We start from the raw sequence: 24,693 nt of genomic DNA, 5'->3' as shown, positions 1-24,693 counted from the left end.
ATGATTTCGACCCGTGACAGCGCACGCTCGGCACTACAAACATGGCGTGGACATCTGTGGAAGGTATTCGGCTGCGGTCTGTTCGTGCTGCTCGCAGCCCTCTTGGTGGTGGCTTACCGACAGACAGAGCGTCAGGCGCGGCTGGATGTTCGCAATCTGGGGCTCGCACTAGAGGCGCGGCTTGATTCTGGCTTGCTACAACCTCTACACGCCAATCTGCGTACTCTGGCTACCCGGCTATCGGGCGGGGAGGTAAGTAACCACGGTTTGGATGCCACGTTGATCAGGCGCTTTCACGAAGAGGCGGCTAGCCTGCCAAGCCAGATGCCCTTCGAACTGATCGACGAAAAGGGGCGCCTGGTTGCTAGCAGCTTCGATGGCACCGCCGCGCCTTCCTTCGACCAACTTCGATACTGGTCACTGCTTGCTCGGCAAGCGCAAGACGGTGACTCGCTGGTGATCGAGCAAGATCCTAATCAACCGCGGCTGCACTTCGCCATACCTATCTTTGATCGCTTGGGAAGCAGGCAGGGTTGGGTCGCCACGTCGCTAAATTTGGCAACGGTGCTCGAACTGTTCCACGAGGTAGACGTCGGGCTCCACGGCGTCATCAGTGTACGTCGAGTGGATCGGCCGGAAAGCGTGCTGCGCGATCCCCCTCTGGCCAATCCTCTTGATCCTCAGGAACGCGTCGCCCTGGACGAGCAGCATGTGAGCGGACGCCGTGACGGTGACTTCTATATGCGTTCACCGCTGGATGGCATTGAGCGCCTGTATGGCTTTAAACGTATAGGCGAGTATCCGCTGGCATTAACTATCGGCCTTGCCACCGACGATTACCGAAAGGAATGGCACTACACCTTCGGTTGGGCCTGTGCGCTCAGCGCCGTGTTCTTTTTGGTGATCATCTCTCTGGACCGTCGTCTGCATCGTGCGCAACGGCGTGAGTCACGAGCGACAGCCGACCTCGCATTTATGGCGTACCACGATGCCCTGACCGGGCTGCCGAACCGGCATCGCATCAGTGAGCGCATTGAAGAAGCCATTGTCGACGCAGAAGATTTCCACCTGCTGTACCTCGATCTGGACAATTTCAAGACCATCAATGATTCCCTCGGTCATGTGGCCGGAGACCAGGTGCTGTGCGAACTGGCGCAGCGTCTTACAAGTCTGCAGGGCATCGATACTACTGCCCGCTTGGGGGGAGATGAGTATCTGATGTTGGTCAGAGCCACGACCAGAAAACAGTTGGAGCAGTTGCTGCGCGACCTTGACAGTCGTCTGCGAGAGCCTTGGCTGGTACATAACTGCTTGTTGGAGGTGCGGACTTCCATTGGTATTGCCTGTCATCCTGATCACGGGACGAGCTTTGACGACTTATTCAAGGCTGCAGACATTGCGCTGAATCAGGCAAAGAAATGCGGTCGGGCCCGGCATACCTTCTACACCCCAGCGATGGGAGAGCGAGCGCTGAAGTCACTACAACTGCAAGTTGAGTTGCGGGTTGCACTACACAACGATGAGTTCGAGCTGCACTACCAGCCGCAGGTGAATCTAGACAGCGGGGAGGTAGTCGGAGCAGAGGCATTATTGCGCTGGCGCCACCCTTCTCGAGGAATGATATACCCGGGGGAGTTCATTGCTGAAGCGGAGTCCAGTGGATTAATCGTGCCCATCGGGCGTTGGTTGCTTACCACTGCATGCGAACAGGCCGTGGCTTGGCAACGCATGGGCCTTGGAACACTCATAGTGGCGGTGAACTGCTCTGCTATTGAGTTCAAACAAGGCGATTATGTCGATAGTGTCGCCCTGGCATTAAGCACATCCGGTTTAGAGTCGTCTTTATTGGAGCTAGAACTCACCGAGTCGATTCTCATCGAGGACACCGAGAGGATGATCGCTTGTTTCCGGCGGTTGAAGGCTATGGGCGTACGGTTGGCAATCGATGATTTCGGTACCGGCTATTCGAGCATGGCTTACCTCAAACATCTTACGATTGATCGGCTGAAGATCGATCGCTCATTCGTCCAGAATCTGGCCGACAATGCCGATGACAGAGCTATCGTCGGCACAATGGTAACCTTGGCGCACAATCTCAATTTGCAGATCGTCGCGGAGGGTGTGGAAAGCGACAATGTATTACCCATATTGAGTCGTATGGGGTGCGACGAAGCTCAGGGCTATTACTTCTCCCGACCAGTGCCGGTGAAGGAATTCGAGTTGTTCATGTCATCTGCTTTGGGAGCAGTCTAATCAACCATGGCCGCGACATCCTGGTCGGTGACAAGGACTACGTCGACCTGACCAAACCGGGCGTTGAGCACTTCGTGGTCATGCCCTTCAAGGCGACTATCGTCATCAACGCCAAGCCTCGCGTGGTGCACACCCGCTACCTGACCTACCAACAATTGGTTGAGCTGGCATTCCCTGGTAGCCAGCATCCTCCGTAGACGGTTTACACGATTGATTATGACCACGGCCCTCACGACCAACCGGAGGGTTCGGTGGCAGACGGTCAACAAGTTCGTGTCAAAGAGGGGATGGAATTCTATGTCTCGGTCAGTGATAAGTCTTAATCAAACGCTCCTCGACCTCCGCAATGAGGGGTTCGAACTGGAAGTGCGCGAGGGTCATTTGGTCGTGCACTCCATTCCCTACCTCAACGCGCAAGGAGAGGTGAAGCGCGGTACGTTCTTCTGTCCGCTCGATCAGCCCAGCCCTGACGTGGTGGGGACTCCGAGCACTCATGTCATGCACTTCATTGGTGAATCCCCCCACAAGCACAATGGCGGCAGGATTACCGCAATTGAGTACTCGGCTGGAACATTACCCTTGACGTCGAGCCTGGTCGCGAACTTTGCCTTTTCAAACAAGCCGCAAGGTACCAATGGGTTTGCAAGCTTTTACGACAAGGTCTGGCATTACACCCGCATCCTCTGGAATGAGGCTCGGGCTGCGGACCCCGACGTCACACCCCTGACGTATAAAGTGGTGGAGGCGGAGTCACCGGATTCCGTGTTCCATTACGAAGATACGGCTTCGGCGCGTTACGGTACCACGGCGCTCAACGCCAGGTTTAGCTCACTGCGTATTGCCATTATTGGTCTGGGCGGTACAGGTGCTTAGCCTTTTCGTCGATAAGCTCATCCTCCAGCCCGGCAAGCGCGTCGCGTTGACGACTCTGAGAACTCTTTGGTTGGACGCGTATCCGGAACAGGTCGCAACGCCTGATAGGGATCAGCAGCTACTTGCAGCTTTAGCTTTGGCGCAGACACAGGGAGTTCTGCGCCTGCCCGGGCCAGCAAGCTTCGAGAAGCTGGGCAATCCCCCCATGCCAAAGGCGGTGACTCTGATTCGGGAGGAGAGGCGTCCTCAAGCAATTGATTACGGCGCTGTTTCCTGGCTTCCTGAAATGGGTTTCTGGCCGAACCTTTCGCCAGGCGAGCAAGCGACCGCCTTCATGATCAACGAATGGCTCATCCGGCGGCGGGGGCGCTTCATGCAGGTGCCGCTTCGGGAGCGTTCACTCGATATCTTGGGTGATGAGAAATTCCTGGATTCGCGGGCGCGCAATGGCGCGCTGTTCAACGGGCGCATGCCATTAAGTGCTATCGGGGCAATGCGGGTTGAGCATCCACTTGCATATCGGCCAGCCGATGCCATTGGGTTACCCGTGCTTGTGGTCGAAAACCACCACACTTTATGGAGCCTGGGGGAGTGGAATGAGCAGGCTAAGCGCTACAGCGCCATCGTTTACGGGAGTGGTAACACTATCTGTGCCTCAGGATTAGCACTGGTTGAGGTCATGCGCGAACGAGAGGCCCAGCGAGCAGAATATTTTGGAGACATTGACCCCGAAGGACTGAGCATTCCGCTGAAATTTAATCGACTGCACGAACTACAGTTGAGTCCGGGCGTCTTCTTCCAGATGCTGCTCGAGGTGGGGCGGCGGCGAGAGCTTGTGATGCTTCCTAGCGGCTATGAAAGTTTGGCGACGGCTTGGCTGCCAGACTTGGCTGAGGAAGTGAATACCCTGTGGGGCGAGGGCTTCTGGTTGCCCCAGGAGGGTTTGGGTCTAGAGCAGCTCATGAGGACTAGCTGAAAGGCGAGGAACAAGGGCAGCAATATTGCCGCCCATGCTATCTAGATGACCAGACTACCGCTTAGGAGCTCAGTGGGAAGCCCAGGATTCAACGGTTTCTGCACCGTACTGGGATTTCCACTCTTTCAAGGTTTTGTGGTTGCCGCCCTTGGTCTCGACGCGCTCACCGGTGTGGGGGTTTTTGTAGATTTTGAGCTGGCGAGGCTTTCGGCTAGCCTTCTCTACCGTTGGGGCAGAGCGGCGTGAGGCTTCCGGATCCAGCAGGTCAATCACATTGCGCAGGCTGAAGCCGTACTCGCCCAGCAGGCCACGAAGTTTGGTCTCAAACTCGATTTCCACCTTGAGACCGTCATCATTCTTGAGGCTTTCAAGCTCGGCGAGCTGCTGGGCCAATTGTTGTTCGAGTTTCCTAAATTCTGCGAGACGGGACATTTTGCACCTCTACCATGGGAGTGAATCACTATACATGACGAGCGTCATCCAGCGTGATGCGGTGCTAGGTTCTATACCTGAACTATGGAGGGTCGTACTGAATTTGGTTATCCATGAGTCCAGCTTCGCCAAGGATACCAGAGCTCCGATGTGACAGGAGCTCCGCTGTTCGTTGTCCCTGTCAGTATCGGTATTGCCGTATTTACTCTTTTGTGTAATCGACTATTGCCTGAGCCACAGATACCCGCCGGACGTTTAACGCACGAGTCTGGTGAATGGTGGAATGAGCATGCCCGCTTTCAAATTGTCGAGAAGGGAGTAATGTGCAGAATTTGCACATTGCAAATCCATACGAACCCATCAGCCTCTAGGGCCAGGCGGACTATAGTGTGCTAAGGCTTCTCACACCAGCCTTACTCAAGGCAGCACTAAGTCAGCCTGATGTCGAAAAACGGGTGAATTGGCTTCAGGGTTATCCCTGAACTTAGGCTCTGTACGAAATCCCGAGAAACCCAATCGCCGCCCCTCGAACGCTGAGATTTTGTAGAGTCCCCCGTCATCAACGGAAAGGAATCCTGTGATGGCAAAGCGTTACGAACTCTCGGACGAGGCCTGGGAGGTGGTGTCCGATCTCTTCATCGAAACCCATGGCCGAGGGCGCCCGCGCCTGAGCGACCGGCTGATGCTCGACGGCGTGCTCTGGGTACTCTGCTCGGGTGCTGCGTGGCGAGATATGCCGGAGCGCTTCGGCCCATGGTCAACGGTGTATCAACGGTTTCGGGGCTGGCGAAATCAGGGCACGTTCGATCAGATGCTCAAACGTCTGCACCTGAGATTGAATGAACAGGGCTTGATCGATCTGCAAACCTGGATGATCGATTCAACCGCAGTGCGCGCAACCCGAGCCTCATCTGGCGCCGGGAAAAAAGGGGGCCTGACGAGCCTGCCGATCACGCTCTAGGGCGCAGTCGCGGTGGTCTGACGACCAAAAACCACATGCTCTGCGACGCCAACGGGACACCGTTGCGCTTTCTCCTCTCTGGCGGTCAAGCCAGTGACATCAGCTATGCCCAGCCACTGCTGGACGAAGTCCGCATTCCGTCGAGCCAACGAGGCCGCCCGCGCAAGCGCTGTAAATGGCTGCTTGCTGACAAGGGATACGACGCCGAAGCGCTACGCCGCTACTGCGATCAGTATCGAATGCAGCCCGTCATCCCGCTGCGATCAATGAAGCGCAAAACCAAGCCTGGCTTACCCAGGCTGTTTGATCGGCCCAAGTACCGACAGCGCAACATCATCGAACGGATGTTTGGCTGGCTGAAAGAGAACCGCCGTATCGTGACACGCTTCGACAAGCTCGCGAAAAGCTATGCAGCTATGGTCTCGTTGGCTTGTTCCATGCAGTGTTTGCGACATCTTTTTTCGTACAGAGCCTAGTCCTTTGCACAGCTAGTTATAAAGGTTTAGAGCGTTTCAAAGCTTTCTCCTTGCCCGGGTAGTGGATGGTCATGTCAACGCCAGAGCAATCAGCTGTGGCAGTATTTTCTCAGCAGGGCCTATCAGCATGATCTCGTTCGGCCCATTCATGGATACATCTACGTTATTGACGTGTATGACCACTGCACCAGACGCTAAGGCGATATCTGGTAAGTCAGCAGCAGGCCTGACCACACCGGAAGTCCCGATAGAAAGCAGGATGTCACACTGTCGTGCTGCTTGGCTGGCGGCTTTCCATACACCTGGCGGGAGGTACTCACCAAACCACACGATAGCTGGACGCAAGCGGCCGTTGCATCGGCGGCAGCGGGGCGGTTCTATCAAAGCGCCTTCCGCTGGAATAATCGGAAACACCAGCGGTTCCACGACGAATCGATGACAGGCGAAACACTTGGGGCGCATCAGGCTGCCATGGAGATGAAGCACCTCCTGATTACCTGCCCGCTCGTGCAAATCATCAATATTCTGAGTGACCACGGTGACACTCCGGCCGCTGCCAGATAACCGATGGATCGCCTGATGTGCCGCATTAGGCTTGGCTTGCATTACTTGCTGGCGCCGCCATAGGTACCAGCCCCAAACCAGCGCCGGATTTTCGCGGAATGCCTGCGCCGTTTCTAAACGCTGCGGGTCTTGGCGCTCCCACAACCCGGTCAGCTCGTCGCGGAAAGTCGGAATCCCGCTGCCGGCAGAAACGCCAGCGCCGGTAAACACCATGATATGTTGCGCGGACCGCAGTGCCTCAGCGGCTTTTGCTAGGTTGTCCATGGGTATTCATCAGCCTAACGCGGGGCAGAGAGATCTGTCAGGATAACGGCCGCGAGCGGCATCGGAATTGACTTTATTAAGTGCACAGTTGTGACGGGCGCCTCGTGCCGAAATAGCCAGGCTCGCACTCGCAGAACCCAAACCGCATTCCAGTGGGGTTTTATCGGCCAATGACGGTGTGCGCTTCTGCATCAAAAGTGTGCGTACAACTGCGGTTCGTCAGCAGGTTTAGGTGGAAGGGCCACGCAGGTCGTTCGCGCTTTCAGGGTTCGCGCCGAGTACAACGCATGTGACCGTTTCCGCAGGCGTAAGTCGAGATCTCCTAATTTGTAGGTGGCCACCGCAGTCTCGTAAATCACCGCGCTTTGCGAGCACTCAAGCCCACGGTGAATCACAATCTTACGAAGCTCTTCCAGGCTCCAGTGCGGACGTCCGCTGATGGATGGAGGGCATAGCATTTGCACCTGCGCGATCTCGACGCCCGTTGCCTGGGTGAGGAAAACGTTGAGTTCGTAGGCATCTTCCACAACAGCTGCTCGCTCGCTCTCATCGTTGAAAAGCGACCGCAAGGTTACCCAAAAGCACATCCCCTCAATTTCACAATAAGAACCTGTACGGACAGTACGGGTGTGAGATTCGGACAAATAGATCAAAACGGGCTCCACTGAGCGCTGTATACCCCTTGGCGAACGGCCACCAGGGCTGGAAACCTCAAATTATCCCACAATGAACACTATAGATTGTAGCCCTATCGTGTTCGATAGCGCTTCATCATTCCTTTTCAGAGGAATGATGATGGAAATCCGTGAATCCCTGGGTGAGGCACTGCGGCGCATGCGCATTCTTCACGACCTGACCCAGGAAGATTTCGCCGTAGTCAGTAGCCGAACCTACGTGAGCTCACTCGAACGCGGACTCAAGTCGCCGACGATTCAAAAAATTGAAGAGCTGGCCGGCCGCATGGGTATCCACCCACTCAGCCTCATCGTGTCTGCATACCTTATCCAAGATCCCGATGTGGGCTTCGACGGGCTGATCAAGCAGGTGAAAAAGGAAGCGCTCAAGCCTTGAAAGTCGATCCAATGCCCAAAATGAGCGCTATAGTGTTCATGCCATCCTGAATCGACTACTATCGCGCTGCTCACTGAGAACCAGCTTCGGGGAGCAGCGTAGCCATGCGTAGATCATTCCATGGCTAAGGTGACCCCTTCTACATTCAAATGCCTATGGCCACCGCCGCTGCTCTCCGTTTTTCAATTGGCTTGTACAGGCGACCGTATCGAGAATCGTGGAGGATTCCTGACTAGCACTGGCGAAAGGCTGCAGGCAGGGAGCCTGGATGGAGGAGGGCATAGCTAAATAATGCTGTTTTGTCTCTCGGGTATAGCGAGCGAGGCGCGAGGATGGGCCTAGCCACGAGCAGCGCTAGCCATGCGAGACCCCATCTATCTCCTCCTGTGCGGCTTGAACAACCGCGTCGGGCTCGGAGGATATGAAGTCCTTCGGCAGCTTACCCCCCAAATACGAATTGGACGATTCGAACCATAAAGCCATGCCCCAGCCATTCACCCTGGTGGCCAGCACAGCGATGACGCGCTGCATTCCCTGGGCCGCAATGGCCAAGGTGCGTGCTTCGATGGCGAAACGTGGAAAGTACTCCACACCCTCGTAGTTGATAGAGAAGATCGCACCGTCTAAATACCGGTCAGGAGCGCCGTCGCTGCGTTGCTCAGCCACCGCCGGCAACAGGGCATTCAGCTCTGGCCAGGTAAGCCAGTCTCCGCTGGCTATGACCCTGGCTTGTGCCTTGGACTGGAAAATGGCCTCTCGGCGGGAAAGGTTCCTCACCTTTGGAGTTGCACGCATTCTGCAAGACGCTCCTTAAGCATTAGGGTGAGGGGATGTCACCAGCCAGTTCTGGTCTGCCCGCCGAGAGACAGATCATCGCTAATTCGGATTTTCAACGCTGGTCGTGGTCGACGTATGCCCAAAGTGACAGGCACACCCGGAAGTCCGCTTATAAGAGCGGGGCCAGGCAGAGCCTGGGTAACAGGTCGCTCATTGTTGAGTCTGCTAACCGCATGCGCAGAAACCTCTCCGTTGGCTGATTGATGCCAATTTATCAACGGCAGCCCGTGTCCTGGAAGTAATCGTCCTGGGCAACCAGGCCCAAATCACCGCTCTCAGCAGTCGGCTCATCACTGAACAGCTGTTGAACGCGTCGCTCTTGCTTCAGGTACGCCAAGGTCTGAAAAAAGCAGTGCTCACAGAGGTTTACCTCAAATCGCTGACCATCGTGCTCACTGCCATACCCCCAGTGGGCTTGTAGAGTTCCATACTGGTAACCACCCGCGGCCCTGCGCGTTGTCGGAAAACGCGCGCATGAATGCACGCACCGCCGCCTAGCCACGATCAGGTTCCAAAGCAGCTTCACACTCATCCAAAAAGGAAGCGACGCAGGCGAGCGATGAGCCCTGCAAACTGAAGTCTTGCTCGATAAAGTTATCGTAGGTTTCGAACAAGGGTGTGGGTGCGCGCGCCATGAAATACCAGCCAGAGTTTTGAAGACAATAGACTTCCAGTTATGACAGTAATCGGAAGTTAGAGGCATTATATGCGCCAATTTTACTGCCGCGTACTGAGGCCTTAGGCCTTGATGGATGAATCCAAATCACCTACAATCTCGTTACAAGCCACTTGGTTAGGAGTCAGCATAGGAGCTGGTTTCGCCTTGGGATATGCGAAAGCACAAAAACCACCTTTTAGGTGGTTTTTTTGTGCCTGCTGTTTTTGCTCCTGACGGACACGTCCAGCCTGGAGCAAAGTACACGCTCCATGAAAGCCACATTCAAAGCGCTTCGCTGGTCCCTAGTGCTGTGCTCTCGATCTTCTGGAGCCCGCACGCCATGATGCGACCCGACGCCAAAGTCGAAAAAGTGTACCTCTACCCCAAACAGGTGGACTTTCGAAAATCCATAGATGGCCTGCTCCTTGCGCGCTTAGTGGATGCCGGTGTGGCAAACGCGGCAATACAGGATTTCGATGGCCACGTCGTCAGCTCGTGAGCTGCGACCGTTGAAAGTCATGGGGCGAGGGGAGCTGTGGCCGACTGGGCCGGCATAACCGATAGCTGTGTACATGTGATGCCTCGCTAAGTGCTGAGTGTTGAGGCGGCGCATTGTGCGCACCAGGCCGGGGTGCGGGCATGTCCGTTCCCGCGTAAGTAATGCCTAATCCTCCGGAGGTGTACGGCCGGGGAAACGCACAGGCACAGATCTGCGGTCATGTCATTGTCTAATCCTCTGTATGATCGCCCATGCTTCTGACTTCCCACACTACCGCCCACCGGCTCAACGGATGCTGTATGGGCGATCTGCACTTAGCATCTAGCGGTAGCGGCCTAAAGTGGGCGAAGCTGTTTACCATTACAAAGGTTAGGTCCCTTGGAATCTTCGCGTTCTTGTGCACATGCTCAGAGAATTCATTCTGCGTAGAGGCTGGTGTGCTCATCGTGAGCGGTGCCGGCACATCATGACCGTGATGGTGCAAACTCTCTCCTCACCGTCGTGGATCTCCTATTCTCTATTTGTAAAGCCATAGTCGGCTGCTTCTCAACCGTTCATAAAACGGGGTTGCCCCGCCAATTTGTGCTCTCGGGAGAAATGTATGGAGAATCAACGCGAACACTTCGGTTTGAGCCGGCGTGAGATGCTGATTTTTCTAGGGGCTATGGCGTGGGCGACCACAAGACGAGCGCAAGCGGCGCCGACCCCTTTTGACACAGAGTTAGCCCAGGCCATTGCTTCAAACGACCTGTCTTTCACTGGTGCAGACCGCGAAAAATTCATGGTCTACCCGGGCGATCAGCCCCGCTCTCAGGGAGGGTATCGTGGTCACCCGAGTGATCGGCAGATCTCGACATCAGCCAGGAGCCTAATTGTTGCTTGCGAGGTGACTAGCGAAGCCAACTACCGCTCCAAGCTCCAGAGCCCTATCTGGCCTGGTGGTGAGTCGGGCGTGACCATCGGCATTGGATACGATCTTGGGTATACCACGGCAGCTAACTTCCGATCGGACTGGGCCCGGCTGCTGCCTGAGCCTACAGTCGTCAGGCTCGCAAGGTGTTGTGGAACCAAAGGAAGACCGGCATCACAGAAGACTAGAGAACTCCGCGACGACAAGGTTGGCTGGACAGAATCAAATACCCAGTTCGATGCGTACCTTCGGTATGTGGTTGGCCAGACGGAGGATACGTTTAAGAACTGCAGCCATCTCCATCTGGACTCTTTCGGTGCATTGGTCTCACTGATTTATAACCGTGGAGCCAGTCTTTCTCGCACGTCGGATCGTCGCCGCGAAATGCGCGAGATCTACGCACTTATGCGAGACCGCGATTTTGGCGCCATTCCAACCAAGTTTCGTGACATGAAACGACTCTGGAAGGACGATCCTCAGGCACGAGGACTGCTGAAGCGGCGGGAACTTGAAGCGCTCCTTTTTGAGCAAGGCTTGAAGGCCTAACCTGGGAGCTCAATCATGTGGCACTATCGGCTCACAGCGGGGTTGCTTACTGTCTTCGTAGTGTTGCTGGCTGAATCCGCGATAGCGGCAAAATCTACAGACCAAGCGCGAAGTGTCGCCCAGCTAGTACACACGGGCGAATGGGAACTTGCGGCCGAGGGGGCGCGGATCGCACTCCAGTACCAGATGAGTCATCGCCGCGCTCCGGATGCGGTGCCCGCGGCAATCCTGTTGGCTCCCGCGCTCACTCTGCTAGATCGACATGCCGAGGCACTGCGCCTTCTGGCGCCATTGGGGAGCAGACCGGCAGTAGTAGCTGCACGGGGCACTATCCTATTGGATCAAGGCGACTATCAAGGAGCTACAGAGGCCTTTACGTTGGCACTACAAGATCCGGCGTCCCTGCCCAGAGTTACGCGGGCTCGGGTCATCTGCGAGCGGGCTTATGCTGACGAGCAGACCGGTGATACCAGTGCAGCTGCGGCGGGATATCTCGAGTCTTTGAAGTTGTACGCCGCGGCTGGACACGAACAAACCTTCTTCATGGATCGGCCCCGTGTCAGTGGCACCTTATGGGACCCGGTTGCCCCGCAACCAATCAAAGTACCTGGGCCCGTAGGAGACGTGATTACTGAGCTTGATGCGCTGGGCGAACCTAATGCGCAGGCAGGTTATTACTCTGAAGCGTTCTCAGCGTATTTGGAGGAAGAGTACCTAGACTCGTACCCGCGTGCTGGACCATTCGTGGACTGCCTTGTCCGGGTGGCCCAATATAAAGAAGCGACCGGCGAGAAGGAGCTGGCGCACGCGATCCTGCAGACCGCGATTGCGCAGGCCAGCGTATTGGAAGGGTTGGGGTACACGTATCGCCCAGCCCTTGTTTTCAGCGCGTACTTTGAATTTTTGGAACGGGCAAATTTCGAGCCCAAGCGGCTGGATCAGATGGCACAGTTTGCCCTGTTCGCAGCTGGGCAAATCAGTCCTGCATACAGTGAGGGCGACATCCGATCGCCAACGTCGCCGACATCCAGCCCGCGAATGAGGGCGTACCAGGCACTTGAAGCGGTACGACTGCGCTCGCTATTCAGGTCAGGTGAAATGTCTGACTCTGTCCGTGATGAAGCGTTTGTTGTAGCACAGGACTATCAATCGTCGATTGCGGCGCTTGCCGTTCACCGACACTCAGAAGGGAGAGTGCACCCGCGTGACCCTGCCGTTTTCACAAAGGCTGAGCACAAGGCGTTTTGGGAGCAGTTCGACCGGGACACGCCAAATAGCGCCCAACTGTCAGAGTTTCAGCTGAAACCTGGGCAGCTCTTTCTCATGATCAGCCCTGGTGCAGGTACAGGTGCCGGGCGCATTTGGGCGCAAGATACGCAGGGAACTGTGTGGGCCGCCCTCGGCACTGACCGCGAGACGTTACGTACAGACATCGAGACCCTTCGTTGCTCCCTGGACGTGAAGATGTGTTGCACGTTCCCTGCTAACTCACGAATGGGGGCTGCGTACCGCCGTCTCAAAGACGCATACATCGCCGAGTACAACCTTGATTCAGTCGAGGACTGCCCGTTACAAGAGGAGGACTTTGAGGCTTCAATAGCTTATCGAGTGTTCGACGAGATATTCGCCGATTCGACAATTCGAGGCATGGCTTCGAAGGCGGAAGAGTTGATCATTGTGCCTCAAGGGGAGTTAGCCTCGGTACCGTTCGGCGCGCTACCTTTTGAACGGCCGAGGGCAGGGCGCGGACCTGTCGCGGCGGCATCAACTAAGTGGTTGGGCTTAGAGAAGGCCATCCAGATCTATCCATCGGTCAACAGCTACTTAGAGGCGGATGTAAGTGAGCAGGCCCTCGACAAAATCCGCCTGTTTGGAGTGGGCGATCCGACCTTGGGTGACAATCTCGCTACAGGGCGTAAAGTCGATTGCACGCAGTTCACTCCCCGTAGCCGACGTGACCGCGGCGAGTCTTTTGGCGATCCGATGCGGGCGCTAGCGCCATTGCCAGGAACCCGGTGCGAGCTGCTGGCCATGTCCAAGCTCAAAGGCGTCGCGTCAAACAAAGCATCCCGTGTTCTCTTATGGGAGAGCGCCACAGAAACTGGGCTACGCGCCGCATCCAGAACCAAACGGTCCATGAACCAAGCGGAGGTTTTGGTATTCGCCACCCATGGGCTCATGCGAGGGGATTTTGGGCTCAAGAAGTCTGCCCTCGTGCTGTCCAGGCCAAGACTTAAAGGACCGACTCATTCAGACAGCTTCCTTACGTTGAGCGAAATCATGCAGCTGCAGCTGAAAGCGAGGCTTGCCATTCTTTCAGCGTGTAACACTGGCTCGAGTGGTGATGCTGCAGGTGATGCCTTGGCCGGCTTCGCCACTGCGTTCTTTCGAGCCGGCGCAGAGTCTGTATTACTGTCTCAGTGGACAGTACGTGATGATGTGGCCGCTTTCGTTACGCCAAGGATAGTTGCGCTAATGATGGGAGATCCCACGATCAAAGAGTGTGAGCGGGGAGGCCAAGCAGACCGCAACGCTGCGGAGGCCATGAGGATGGCGCTTTGCGAGGCTCGGCGCAGCCAGGCGCTGGTTGCCGACTTACCAGGCGATTGGGCCCCTTTCGTGTTGGTCGGAGGGCGTTCCAAGCTATAGAAAGACTCGGCCCGGGAATTAAGAGTTGTTCGGACTATCGCATCCAACTCTAAATTCCCAGCTCTCCAGCTACCCCAACTCGGGGGAGGACGATCGCACTCTCTATTACACCATGCAGGAGGAGTTCATCGACCCCATTATCGAAGTAACGGAGCCGGAGACCTGACCTGCCGGCAGCACATCGATCGCCTCGAACCTCTGTTATGGTTTCGGTTCCAGCTTTGCAGTAATGAAAGCATCTATCCAGCCGCGCCATTGATCATAGATGGGCCCACTTTGGAGGCTGTAGCTTACTAGCAGGGCTTTTCCATCTGGGCTTATTTGAACATTGGCTCCTTTGCTAGGAGAGTGGTTGAGGCTTACGTAATCTATTTTCAGGAATTCCTTGAAGACAAACCCTTCCGGCGCAGGAATGGTGTCTTTGAAGTCCTTTGATGTAATCTCTATGTTATGCGTATCAAGGGTTTTTGAGTAAGGGAAGGTTTGTACTCGAAAGCTGGGGGCTGCGTTTTTTGGTGATGTCGGCTCCAGCAATACTTCGATATTTGCGTTTACTGATGTTGGCAATTTGGGTTCTTTGCTAGTCCCTTTCACAAATATTTTAGAGCCATCCTTTGGAACGAATATTTCTGTTTTAACCCCTGGTTGATCGACTTTAATCGATTTGTAGGCCACGACCTTGTAACCTGTCGGTGGCGGTATTTCCTTCACAACTTTCGAGTAATCGATTGTTTCAGTGGTTATCACCTCAGCTGCTACTGGGCGTGGCTCCCGGCCCACCTTGATCGGTGATTCAATGAGGGCTGTGAACTGTGGCTTCAACTGTTTACCACAGTCAGGGTCGTAACTAACCCCCGCGAGTGGTTTTGAGGCATCACCAAGCGTCTGCATAACTTTTGACATTGGAACAGCTATGGAGGTTGATTGCATGCGCTCTGAGCCAACAGTTTTTTCACCAATTGCAATACCAAATACCATTCCTAGCTCGTTGAAGATTGGACCACCACTATTTCCTTTGTTTAACGGTATTTGCACCAGAATACTCGATGTCGCCCCAGCGCCAGCCATAACTGGTCCGTAATTACTCGTTAGTATTCGGTCTCCACCCTGGTAGCCCAATACCACGAAGTCGAAATTTCCGGCTCGTTTGTAGTTATCGCATAAACGCAAAAAGGGTCTCACTGTGTCTGAGTTCTTGATGCGTAGTAATGACACATCGTAGGGTGATTGAGTGGCAGTGATCACCTCCAACTCAACCGGCGGATCGACTGCGCTCAGTGCATCCTGATCCTTAGCGGGAAAATACCCTTCAATGAAGAAGCCATCTTCATCGAACAGAGATTTATCTGGGATATTGTGGCCGGCTGAGAGCACCAACCCATCCGGAGAAGCAACGAAGCCGGTACCGCGCTCATGGAAGTCCACTGATTGTTCGTTGGGAAGAGGCCGCTTGAGTGTGCCGTAGACATGGAGCTGTATAACGGCAGGCCCAGCTTCAAAGTATGGCTCGCCTAGCGCCGGCATTGCTGTGAGCGCTGCAGCGAAGGAAATTAGCCCCCTAAACATGCAATTGAGGCTCTGTTCGATAGGAGTGGAGCTTTAGCACTGGACCATCCTTGAGGAGCGACTTCCGGTTTATCGTATGCCTGGTTGGCGTCCCCTCAAACTGATTACCGCCAAGCACTAACACCTTGTCACCTTGATCAGCCAGAAAAAAACCGACGTGCCCCTTACCTTGTGACCTCATGTTTTTGAAAACAACAATGTCACCCGGGTTAGGTGATTTTGTCTCCTTTCCCCAGTCTCTGAATGAAAGCGCAGCAGCACTCTTGGTCCGGGGGCTTGCATCTGGCGGAAGCGTTTTGCCAGTCGAGGCCATCATGAGGCAGTAGTTCATGAACGCCGCGCACCATGCTGTCGTGTCTCCACTGGGCTGAAGCCTTGTGGCCTTGAAAAACTCGACGATCACTGGGTTCCATCGTACCGGCCAAGCAGTGATGTAGGGTTTGCGGTCCTCTCCGTACTTGCCTTGACCCACGTCGTGGAAGTACAGAGCGATCTCAATTGGAGTACAATTCATGGGCACCGCCTTAAGCACCTCACGGGCAAGTCTCTCTTCCGCGCTCGTTGCCGCCTGGGTGCCCATCGGTGTGTAGTCTGTGAGCACGCCTTGGTTGAGGGACGGCTGATCCTTGAAGGCTTCCAAACTTGATGGAATGAGTGGTGCTTCATCGTCTTCCTGCGCGAGGGCACTCCAGTTCGGCCCGTCTGCCAATACGAATCGTGGTACGACTGCAGCGAGGCAGGTAGCTACCAAGATGTCGCGTCGTGATAGAGACATGGGAGTGCCCTCAAGTATGTTGCTGTGTACGCCCTGTCCCAAGTGGGGCGGGCTCTAGTGTCGGCAAAGTCAGCACAATTACTTCAAGTTGAAATAACACCCAAGAACGGAACAACCCTAGCTAAGCATTCTCGATGGGGGAGTACGGATCAAACTGGTCACAGTTAGTAATAGTAGCTCGCTAACCTATTCTCGCTACTTGTGGCACTCAGTGAGTATCCCGGCAGGGGACATACTGTCGCCTTCAGCTTCGGTCCGCCATACGTGCGGCTCACGCGGTTCCACAAGAATTGGTGGCTCGTAAAGATCAGCTGCTTGGCTTGGGAAGCCGGCGGATGCTCTACCCGATAGGACACAGAGTAGCCCTGGGAGCTCAGATTGTGAGATTTGGCGAAGGGTGTTGATGATCACGATGCAATTCTTCGGAAATACTGTATTAATAAACAGCCTTGGCTTACCCGTCAAATCCTGGTAGAAGGAGTTGTTCATCATTTTGCTGCTGCGCAAGGCAATGTGCCGGCACCGGCTCCTTGCATGCTCCGGGTCAATGCTGCCTTCAGCGGTGAAACTGCGCATCGCTGTACAGCCTAAAAGTCAATGCTCTCGAGTCCGTGCGAAGTCGGGGGATGGTGTCGGCGAATATATGCCTCCAGCCGCAGAATATCCTTTAGTAGGCGTTTGAAAGCCGTGAGGCAGCTCGGCCACCACTCGACCGCGTGCGCCCGTCAGGTCCGGTAGTAGAGAGCGCCGGCGCCTGATCTACTTCGGTTGGTGTTTCAGCAGAAACTGGTACGGTTTGTTCTCGGTCCCGGATCCGTCAAAAGATGTTGATGACCAGTAGGAATACCCTATCACACGTGGATCATTGGCCATTATTTCCTCGGTAGCAGATAGGGCTTTCCCCATCGCCTCGTCCCAAGTGTATCTACTCCATTGCTGTCCGTAGGCTGCAAGACCGAGCAAAATGGGGCCTCTGATACCCTTCATTATTCCTGCTATGTAATGCTGCCTGTTACCCGGGCCTGTCCTGCTGTCATCGAAAGGTTTGCAGTCTTCTTGGCACTTGCTGTAGGCCTGCATAGAGACAAAGTCGGCCGCCGACAGCGGAATCTCTTTAGCTCCAATGTGGCCCCCATGGGTTGTAATGCCCACTGATACACCTGGCTTCAGAGCCTTCACCCTATCCTTCAGGTCTTGAAATGCCTCGGCATGGGTTTTGTAGCCGCAAACTGCGTTACGCCTCCACTTGCCCTCAAGATCAAGCTCAACTGCATCGATGCCACCGGTAACCAAGGCGGGCACTAGGTCTGAGCTTGAATCGAGAAGGTCATCAATGGCGACCTTCGTTGGTGGCAAGTACACAGTCGCTATGACATGCATCTGCTTAGCTCGAAGAGCTTTCACCAGCTTCTCTACTTGGTCCAACGTGGCAAGAGGTATTGGTCTCTCGGCTTTGGAGGCAGGGATATGGGGCGGACATTTAGTTGCTTCTGCAGGGTCCTTCGTCAGCATGATGTGGACACGGCGGACACCAATGTCTTCGAGCTTTTGGATCAACGCGTCTGAGTAATTTGCAGGGCTTTTCCACCACACGCCACGCCCCTTGAGCACATCCTCGATATCAGCTGCTGACACACCCATTGAGAGCATTATCAGCAGGAACAGCGCTTTATTCATGTTGGGTCCACCGGGCTGATTGGTTGGATCAGCTTAGATTAGCCTCTGTGCGCCGTCCAATGAGCTCGGAGGCAAATTCGCGATATGCCTTATTATGGAATTAAATTTGATCCTCCTTGACGCGGGGCCGGAATGCGTCTGCACTGAGAGCTATAGCGTTCCCTCGAATTAATCATTGTTCAAGCGTCCTAGGTGAATGTACATGAGAGTCCACTCGAAGATAGCTAGTGTGTTGTTACTATTAGGTGCTTCAATGTCAATCTTTGCAGACGACTGTGGAGTGCCGGGGGCGATAGTAGGAAAATTAGATAAGAAGAAAATCGATTTAAAGGCTCGTTTCTTTCAAGACGGATCAATAGCTGTGAGAGCACGGTTATCTGTAAACCCAGATGGTGGTCCTGGTTCGTACACAGTTGGTGATCACGGATTCACCTATATTGCGAATGGTCTATCTGCCTGGCGGAATGGTAAGCGCCATGAGTGCGACATACCGTGCTCAAAAGAGTTTAGAAAAGCTGAATCGAAAGGCTTCGAAACTGGCACCACCGAGTTCTGCGTCTTCGCGATGGAGGTCGAGCCGTTGGAACCAGGCCGTGGACTTGTGTCATGCGGTGACGGACGACTTGTAATTGGGAACGGTAAGGGGAAACCAAAATTGGGCGGTATGCTAGATACTGTTACCGGCAAGCAAGTCAGATCTTATGTTTCTACAACATCTAGTAGGCATACTATTGAGGGGGTTGTTCAGCATTTGGATTCTGAAACACTCCCGATCGCCGTTACGCCAAGGACTGATCTGCTTGGAAAGGTTGTTTGGATAGGTGGTACGGGTTACAGAAGCACGTACGCCATAATCGGGGACAAAGGTCCTGCATTCGGTGAGGGTTCTATAGCGCTCCACCAGCTGTTGCGTACTGGAGTAATTTCAGAGCAGAAGTCAGGACCTATCGCTTTAGAAGATCGTTGTGGGGCTGGCGAACTAGGATTGCGGCCACCGTTTCAATCAAGACCGGACCGTCCTAGTGACAAATGCAGACCTGGTTATACGGCTAAGTCACCAAGCGATATTCGAGCCTACACAGGTATAATAGAAGAGTTGGATTTCGTGGTTCTTGGCGATGCCAAATTTCAAATGGATGGTAGAATAATAACAGAGGCAGTTTCTGCTGAGTCGATAAAGTCGACGGCGGACAAAGCTGGCTACACAAAAGAGGCAATTGATAAAATGCTCGCATGCCTTCCAAGGTGAATTTAAGTGCTTGTGATTAAATCCGTTCAAAAGTGATCACAAGCACTGCTTAGTTGAATTAGAACTGCTTGGTGCACGAATCGAGCCGAGCAAGAACCAAGGTTTCTTCTTCTTGCGCAAGGTTCGCGCTTGCAGCTTTTGCAGCAGCTCCATTTTTTATATATATATCGAATTTTGTATTGGCATCCATCTCAGCTCTCAGAGCTTCTTTTAATTGTTTCAAGTCTGGGTCCTTCAGAACCACAGTAGACTGAGCCTGATACAGCTTTCGGCGAACTTCTTCGATATTTTCAGACGCTGTTGTTATGCCCGGATTGGAGAGAGGGGTTACATCTGGGAGGGGAGCGACAACACCCAGCATGCAGTCCATGGCGATACTGGCTTTACGGTAGTTCAATGCCTGAATCGTAAAATCATAGCGCTGGCCGTAGATGGAAGAGCCGGCCGCAATGGCACTCCCGGTGTAAACGGTCGAGGCTGATTTAGTTAAACCTCCGATAACACCGATGATCCCACCAGCCACGGCCGTGTCCTTGGCAGCGTTATTCGCGGTGACAAGGTCGTTATGGACCTTGAAATAATGATCGCGGTAGATCATCAGGTTGAGCTTCAAGTCGTGTTGAGTCTCTGGTTTCTTTAAGGCCGCGGCGAGTGCACCTAGTCGTTCTGGGTTTGCTTCTCGCTGTGTACGTGCAGGCCTAGTCTTTCCACCGCCCCCCACGCCGGTTTGAGGCTGGAGAACGGAGTCATTCTCTGTTGGTTCATTGACGGGGAGGGGGTAGGGGTTAACACAACCTGTGAGCAAGCTAATCGATAGCACAGTTGCAGGGCCTAAACCTAAGCGCATACACGTCCCCTAATAATCGGTGATGAGGATACTCAATACCTGGATGATAGCTTAGGGCCACGATAAGTCATTCCTAGCGTAACTAGGAGCGATCGATATCGGCGGAGCCGTTATTTTGGCGTAGGTCATCAAACGATCAATGGCGTCTATAGCATGGCACTCCGGCCATCTAGACACCGCCTGAGCATTCCGCTCTCATACGTCACGCATACCAATGCGTTGGCATAATAATAAGAGTTCTGGGCTGTCCTTGGGTTGCTGTGACGCATGTCTTCTGCACTTCTTTGGGGCCGGAGTTTTAAGCTCGGCCGAGATGTGACAGACTGAAAAGGAACAGTTTTTGCTGATGGTCAGTCGTTAGCCATTCGCTTGTAGTGCATGGTAACTCAGCTAGGGCTGCTCCTGTTTAAACCTAAAGAACACCTTTTTCGTAAATAATAATTGACGAAAAATTACCCGCTTGAGTGCGGTTGAATGCAGGCTCATCATTCGTGTCAAGTCATCCTGACATCGTGTCAATGTTTCGTGACAAGTGGGGGAAGTGTTTTGCCGTGCTGGCACTCCCCGCGTATCATTTGCGACAAAGCTGGTCGGAGATTGATATGTCCCTTTACAGTGCTGGCGTCGAATACGGCATCCATTGCCTGCTGTTTCTGGTAGGCGAGGGCGGTGAGAGCCGTGATTCCAGCGTGCGCGACCTGGCCGAGTTGCAGGGCGTACCGCAGGAATACCTGGCCAAGGTCTTCACCAAGCTGGCACGTGCCGGGTTGGTGGCCGCCACCGAAGGCGTGCGCGGTGGTTTCCGCCTGGCGCGGCCGGCGGCTGAAATCAACGTGCTGGATATCGTCAACGCCATCGACGGGCCGAAGAAGATTTTCGATTGCCGCGAGATTCGCGAACGCTGCACATTGTTCGAAGGCTCGCCGCCCGCTTGGGCGACCGAAGGCACCTGTGCGATTCATGCAGTGATGCTGGGGGCGCAGAAGCGCATGGAAGAGGCGTTGGCGCAGCAAACTGTTCTGGCATTGGCAATGCGCTTCGGGCGCAAGGCCCCGGCCGAGTTCGGGCAGCAGGTCGATGCCTGGATGGCCGAGCGGCGAGAGAGTAAAGGGGCTGGGGATATTGCAGTGGATCAGCTTTGATTTTGATTCCCACATTGGCGCCGGTGTCGAGGCCGGTGATGGCTTATCACGTCCAGGGCACCGCCGCCAATGTGGCGAAAGTTACACAGGCTCTTGCGCTGCTGGCGCAAAAAAAACGCTGTATGCATCATTGCTGGTCATACGTCTCATTATCGCTAAATGGGTCTGACGGTTATCGGAGTATGCATATTAAGCCGTGGCGGAGCGCCGTTAAATTGTCCGTGATAACCTGATGCCGTAATTTGCACGGGCAAGCTTTGACTTCTGACAGTAATAACCCAATTGCCTTGGGCTTCGTTTGGGTATTTTTTATATCGCATGGATATAAAGCCACATGCGTCCTGCGAGGGATGCAAGCTATCAGCTGTTGGCCGGTGCAAGAAGCTGTATTCTGTATGTGGTATGTACGCGACCTGCCCTTTCCCGTGTTCTTTCAGTAAATTGTACTGTTCGTTTTCTTTTTTACTGAAGACGTGATAAACACGATACTGCGTGTCATTTATCTGGTCCACAACAAAACTGCAGCCGCTGAAATTATCTGTGAATAGAGTGGTTGGCTCCGTGCCTGTGGGGTGAATCGGAATGTCATAATACTTGTTCTGAGGCACCCAGTACGCTGAAATGAGTTTGTTGTTGTCACTGGCTCGTTCAGTGCTCGTGGGTGTGACATTAATAAAATCGTGTAACGTATTGCTCCTTGGGGAATCAACCATAAAACGTCGCGTTTCAAACAATAAAATACCTGGCTCTCGGTCATTTCCCATCCACCTCGGATCTGACGGGAGTCTTGCATCAGCACCGATAGCGATCGGCAAGGCACTATTATCGGCCTCTTCAAAAGTTATAGGGAGTTTAAGTCGGATGGCGCCTTGGCCCACATAATTAGGGTCGTAGGATAACTGTGGCTCGGGGTTGTACCCAGAACGGATGTTTTGATAAAGAGGAATGGTCTTTTCGCCTACGCCTCCCCTTAATTTAAGTACGGTCCAGTTTCCATTACTGTCTTTTACAATATCGGTCGGCAAGTTGGTCACGGATGTGCCGTTTTTATCTGCCGGGATGGGTGAGCCATTTTTCCTGAAACCATTAATCCTTACCCATCTGCCATCGACATAGATATAGTCTTTGTTGGTGGTCAAGTTTCTATAATAACCGCCTTGATAGGTAATGCCTCTGAGCTCCAAATCGTCTGCAACAATTCTGGCTTCATGTGAAAAATTACCGTACAGTGGAGTTAATGGTTTGGATGTTATGATGAAGTCGCGAGATCCCCTGCTGTCGATGGTTGTATTTTCTATTAATTTTTTTTCATTAATTAGATTTCCATATTTAGGTGTTGCAAGGTTGGCCAGATCTCCAAAGCCCTTCATGAGACTGCTAATGTCAATAAGGTTGTCGTGTGTGATGGTGCCTGAATCAGTTACTTTGATAACTTCCTGAATCACAGCGCCAGCCATGGTTAATCCTGCAACTACCGGGCCCACAACAGGAACTCGCATAAGCAGGGTTTGTAAGATAAAGCCGATGGAGGAACCGATGTTATAGGCGATGGTAACACTTTCCCTGTTGGAGGTGAAAGGCAGGGTAATGACCGTTGCAAATACTCCCACAGGGTTTTTTAAAGCTTCGGCGGCTACATAAGCGGCTTTCGCCCAATTGAATGAACTGTACAAGGTGCCAATAAAATTCATTTGACAAACGGTGTTTATTTTGTCGTTGATTTTTTGAAAATCAGCTTCTGTATAGACAGCGTGAAGGGGTATCTCAGGCTTTGCTTGTCGCTTGTATCGGCTGACTGTCAAAGTGCCATTTAGACGTGAAGTTGTCAGGGTGTCCGCTAATGGGTGATAGTAAAGATTGTTTCTCAGGTGCAATGGGATATGTCCTCTGACCTCAACCCAAACACCTTCATCGTTTTTAGGCGGCTCGAAAGCGCTGTATCGATATTCGGCAATACGGAAACCTGCTTCGCTATCTTGTTTTGGGTAATATTTGAGCCACAAGCTAACGACTTTGAAGTCGTGGCCCCATGTGCAGACATTGGATTTGCCCTTGTTGTATTTCGCGGCGATTTTGTGATCACCATTTTCCACAGTTAAGGATGCTTTCCACTTACCCTCGCTGTCCGAGGTGGTTAAAGCAGAGAAATATATCGCTTCTCTCTTCCAACCGTTATGGCATAGCCAAATAAGTGTATTTGCTGGGGCGTTTCCTTTAAGGGTTATGTGTCGTCTGTTTATTTCGCGGTTTTTCAATGGGTGATAAATATGAATGTCAATCGCGTATGGCTTGCTGCATCCATATGGAAGTGTCTCGCCGGCGCTTATTTCCTCCTCAGTATCCTCAGCCTCCTCTTCGATGATGTCGACTTCTTCCTGTTCGACGGTGCCCTCATTCGGTTCTGCGGCCTCATCGTTGCCTTCTAGCGGTAAGTCATCCGAATGCATGATGACGCTTTGTAAAATCATTTCTGTTTCAGGGTCAAGCTGTGCATGCTCGCATATGAGCGTGTGCAACGCGTCGTCCGTCGTTGATGTCGTGTCAACTATAACTTTGAGGTCGTTGAGGGTTTTGCAGAGTGTGTTGAATTTGTCGATAAACTTTTTATTTCCAGTCACGATGAGATTTTTGTCAGGCGATATGCCAACATTTAGGACTGAGATTTTTGCCATTGGTTCATTGGGTAGAGAGATGTGCGTACTTAAGATGGATGGTGCAGAGGCTATAAATAGTTCTTCCAAATCGTTTTTTACGAAGTCATCAAAATGAAATGACTTTCCATTAAAGCTGTGCGTTTTTTTCAGGTCTATTGATTTGGTTTTTTTGTTGGTGTCGTTAAATATTTTTATTTTTCCTGTCTTCCAATTTATCTCTTTGATGGTGCCCTGTTCCAAGACAGGGTTGATAGTGTTTTCAGCTTTTATCCATAGCCTCACATGGCTATCTTTTGCGAAATCGCTCAAGTTAAGGCTTTCATTCCCACTATGGGAAGGGTCAAACTGCTGATAAAGTTCCATGGGGTATCCTCAGATTATGCATTTATCCTGGTAGCTGACGGCCGTATCCATAACGGGGCTGCGCCGGAATTATGCAGGCGGGCCATCGGCGAGACTTATACTGCGTAAGCCATTGCTCATGTATGACGATCTTCCGTTAATACCGCTTTGCGCTTGGTACGTTTGTCCTGCTTTTGACCGGGCGACCAGCGCCCGTGTTGATGGACGTTGTTCTATCTTCCAGCGTGGATTTTTTCTGAGGTCTTCAGGCTTGATTATGCAGGCACACTAATCCTATTGAAACTGGTAAAAATGTCAGGTCATAGGGGCAATTCAACTCTCAGTAAACCACTCGTCGTCCCTCGGGTATTTTGGCTTGTGAAGCCTCAGCAACGCTCTAGCTTGCGGCCACGGCTGTCCAGACACACCTCAAACCAATAGAAGCATGCGCCCATACTGCCGAGTTCTGTAT

At 53.2% G+C, this 24,693-nt stretch carries 20 protein-coding genes and 1 pseudogene; 10 read left to right on the top strand and 11 right to left on the bottom strand.

All coding sequences use genetic code 11. The annotated features are described in order from the left end of the window. On the top strand, positions 1-2,253 hold the full coding sequence (locus OZ911_RS16480) for a putative bifunctional diguanylate cyclase/phosphodiesterase (protein ID WP_102667719.1): 2,253 nt from the start codon (positions 1-3) through the stop codon (positions 2,251-2,253). Here the strand turns inward: OZ911_RS16480 and OZ911_RS16475 are convergent. After that, entirely contained in the window at positions 2,250-2,384 is a 135-nt protein-coding gene (locus OZ911_RS16475) for a hypothetical protein (protein WP_256587412.1), read from the bottom strand. The two genes, OZ911_RS16480 and OZ911_RS16475, sit on opposite strands and share 4 nt — an antisense overlap. 85 nt (positions 2,385-2,469) lie before the next feature. Here OZ911_RS16475 and OZ911_RS16470 point away from each other — a divergent pair, with 85 nt between their 5' ends. Both OZ911_RS16470 and OZ911_RS16465 read left to right on the top strand, forming a co-directional pair. Further along, positions 2,470-3,126: a DUF6791 domain-containing protein gene (locus OZ911_RS16470; RefSeq protein ID WP_233100425.1), complete on the top strand. Its 657-nt coding sequence runs from the start codon at positions 2,470-2,472 to the stop codon at positions 3,124-3,126. Further along, entirely contained in the window at positions 3,119-4,102 is a 984-nt protein-coding gene (locus tag OZ911_RS16465; RefSeq protein ID WP_052293016.1) for a DUF2220 family protein, read from the top strand. Before OZ911_RS16470 ends, OZ911_RS16465 begins: the two co-directional genes overlap by 8 nt. Before the next feature lie 69 nt (positions 4,103-4,171). Here OZ911_RS16465 and OZ911_RS16460 read toward each other — a convergent pair whose 3' ends face one another. Next, positions 4,172-4,534, bottom strand: a complete 363-nt coding sequence (locus tag OZ911_RS16460; protein ID WP_012314205.1) for a histone-like nucleoid-structuring protein, MvaT/MvaU family — start codon at positions 4,532-4,534, stop codon at positions 4,172-4,174. A 580-nt stretch (positions 4,535-5,114) separates the two neighbouring features. Here OZ911_RS16460 and OZ911_RS16455 point away from each other — a divergent pair. Beyond that, positions 5,115-5,971, top strand: a protein-coding gene (locus OZ911_RS16455) for an IS5 family transposase (RefSeq protein WP_085984877.1) whose coding sequence is annotated in 2 segments (ribosomal slippage) — positions 5,115-5,456 and positions 5,459-5,971 — 855 coding nt in all. Because the reading frame shifts where the segments join, the coding sequence is not laid out codon by codon here. A 69-nt stretch (positions 5,972-6,040) separates the two neighbouring features. On the opposite strand, the gene OZ911_RS16450 is transcribed toward OZ911_RS16455, so the two are convergent. Next, positions 6,041-6,799, bottom strand: a complete 759-nt coding sequence (locus tag OZ911_RS16450) for an SIR2 family NAD-dependent protein deacylase (protein WP_012314208.1) — start codon at positions 6,797-6,799, stop codon at positions 6,041-6,043. Between the two features lie 191 nt (positions 6,800-6,990). Continuing rightward, positions 6,991-7,452: a hypothetical protein gene (locus OZ911_RS16445; RefSeq protein WP_173857497.1), complete on the bottom strand. Its 462-nt coding sequence runs from the start codon at positions 7,450-7,452 to the stop codon at positions 6,991-6,993. Positions 7,453-7,594: 142 nt separating this feature from the next. On the opposite strand from OZ911_RS16445, the gene OZ911_RS16440 reads away from it, so the two are divergent. Next, on the top strand, positions 7,595-7,870 hold the full coding sequence (locus OZ911_RS16440; protein ID WP_012314210.1) for a helix-turn-helix domain-containing protein: 276 nt from the start codon (positions 7,595-7,597) through the stop codon (positions 7,868-7,870). Between the two features lie 354 nt (positions 7,871-8,224). Here the strand turns inward: OZ911_RS16440 and OZ911_RS16435 are convergent, their stop codons facing one another. Then, entirely contained in the window at positions 8,225-8,665 is a 441-nt protein-coding gene (locus tag OZ911_RS16435; protein WP_012314211.1) for a hypothetical protein, read from the bottom strand. A gap of 872 nt (positions 8,666-9,537) precedes the next feature. On the opposite strand from OZ911_RS16435, the gene OZ911_RS16430 reads away from it, so the two are divergent. Next, positions 9,538-9,864, top strand: coding sequence for a hypothetical protein (locus OZ911_RS16430; protein WP_102667843.1), 327 nt, complete (start codon positions 9,538-9,540; stop codon positions 9,862-9,864). Here OZ911_RS16430 and OZ911_RS16425 read toward each other — a convergent pair. Beyond that, positions 9,802-9,939, bottom strand: a pseudogene (locus OZ911_RS16425) (NAD(P)-dependent alcohol dehydrogenase); the annotation flags it as partial. The gene OZ911_RS16430 and the pseudogene OZ911_RS16425 overlap by 63 nt on opposite strands. Before the next feature lie 526 nt (positions 9,940-10,465). On the opposite strand from OZ911_RS16425, the gene OZ911_RS16420 reads away from it, so the two are divergent. Further along, positions 10,466-11,320 carry a glycoside hydrolase family protein gene (locus OZ911_RS16420; protein WP_012314214.1) on the top strand — a complete coding sequence of 285 codons (855 nt, stop codon included), beginning with the start codon at positions 10,466-10,468 and terminating at the stop codon, positions 11,318-11,320. Between the two features lie 624 nt (positions 11,321-11,944). Continuing rightward, positions 11,945-13,969, top strand: coding sequence for a CHAT domain-containing protein (locus OZ911_RS16415; RefSeq protein ID WP_190273322.1), 2,025 nt, complete (start codon positions 11,945-11,947; stop codon positions 13,967-13,969). Between the two features lie 201 nt (positions 13,970-14,170). Here OZ911_RS16415 and OZ911_RS16410 read toward each other — a convergent pair whose 3' ends face one another. From OZ911_RS16410 to OZ911_RS16400, 3 genes are all read right to left on the bottom strand, one after another. Continuing rightward, complete coding sequence (locus OZ911_RS16410; protein WP_158246725.1) at positions 14,171-15,394, bottom strand: S1 family peptidase; 1,224 nt, start codon at positions 15,392-15,394, stop codon at positions 14,171-14,173. A 133-nt stretch (positions 15,395-15,527) separates the two neighbouring features. After that, positions 15,528-16,310 carry a CHAP domain-containing protein gene (locus tag OZ911_RS16405; protein WP_012314217.1) on the bottom strand — a complete coding sequence of 261 codons (783 nt, stop codon included), beginning with the start codon at positions 16,308-16,310 and terminating at the stop codon, positions 15,528-15,530. Between the two features lie 759 nt (positions 16,311-17,069). Next, the gene (locus OZ911_RS16400) at positions 17,070-17,987 is read right to left on the bottom strand and encodes a hypothetical protein (protein ID WP_012314219.1); all 918 of its coding nucleotides are present in this window, start codon (positions 17,985-17,987) and stop codon (positions 17,070-17,072) included. 202 nt (positions 17,988-18,189) lie between these two features. Between OZ911_RS16400 and OZ911_RS16395 the strand changes: the two genes are divergently transcribed. After that, complete coding sequence (locus OZ911_RS16395; protein ID WP_146018910.1) at positions 18,190-19,236, top strand: hypothetical protein; 1,047 nt, start codon at positions 18,190-18,192, stop codon at positions 19,234-19,236. 58 nt (positions 19,237-19,294) lie between these two features. Here the strand turns inward: OZ911_RS16395 and OZ911_RS16390 are convergent, their stop codons facing one another. Next, entirely contained in the window at positions 19,295-19,849 is a 555-nt protein-coding gene (locus OZ911_RS16390) for a hypothetical protein (protein WP_012314220.1), read from the bottom strand. Between the two features lie 836 nt (positions 19,850-20,685). On the opposite strand from OZ911_RS16390, the gene OZ911_RS16385 reads away from it, so the two are divergent. After that, entirely contained in the window at positions 20,686-21,225 is a 540-nt protein-coding gene (locus tag OZ911_RS16385; protein ID WP_023047062.1) for an RrF2 family transcriptional regulator, read from the top strand. 155 nt (positions 21,226-21,380) lie between these two features. Here OZ911_RS16385 and OZ911_RS16380 read toward each other — a convergent pair whose 3' ends face one another. After that, complete coding sequence (locus OZ911_RS16380) at positions 21,381-24,242, bottom strand: hypothetical protein (RefSeq protein WP_023047063.1); 2,862 nt, start codon at positions 24,240-24,242, stop codon at positions 21,381-21,383. Positions 24,243-24,693 lie beyond the last annotated feature (451 nt).

Origin of the sequence: Pseudomonas fortuita, from assembly GCF_026898135.2 — a bacterium.
Lineage (GTDB): Bacteria > Pseudomonadota > Gammaproteobacteria > Pseudomonadales > Pseudomonadaceae > Aquipseudomonas > Aquipseudomonas fortuita.
The sequence above is the reverse complement of the archived record's forward strand: the minus strand, read 5'-3'. Positions and strand labels throughout refer to the sequence as shown.